This window comes from Bifidobacterium aemilianum (assembly GCF_003315635.1).
GTDB lineage: Bacteria > Actinomycetota > Actinomycetes > Actinomycetales > Bifidobacteriaceae > Bifidobacterium > Bifidobacterium aemilianum.
In genome coordinates, this window is record NZ_PDCG01000088.1 from 1 (window position 1) to 441 (window position 441).

1 protein-coding gene is annotated in these 441 nt (G+C 44.7%); it reads right to left on the bottom strand.

Going from position 1 to position 441, the window contains the following annotated elements:
- Positions 1–32: 32 nt before the first annotated feature.
- On the bottom strand, positions 33–441 hold a 409-nt coding region (locus CRD60_RS09240), incomplete at its 5' end, for a hypothetical protein (protein ID WP_236630933.1).

Here is a 441-nt window from a genome sequence, read left to right on the forward strand (position 1 = left end):
TCTGTGGGGTGGCTGGTCGGTTCCTGAGACCGTTAGAAACGTGGACGTTGAAATGGATTAATGACCATTCCCAGGAGTCGGAGGCGGGACGATTCCTTCGGGGCATGTCCAACTGTGTCTGGCTCTACTATTTGTTGCGGCTCCGACATTCTCAACGTCTGAAGCTGATCTTGCAGGTCGCGGATATGATCTTGCTGAGAGACGACTTCATTGGCCTTATTATGAGTGATAAGCCACATAATAAAAATGGCAACAATGAGCCAAATATCTACCATCAGATATGGCGTCGATGCTGATGTCATTTTTGAAGCTTGGAACTGATATACTATCAGGAATGAAAATACTGAAAACAGAACCTCAAGGAATTTGGTTGACAACTTGTTGACTCTAAGCCATTGGGTTGTCACTGGGAGAAAAATAAAAACGAAGTCTGCGGTAAAT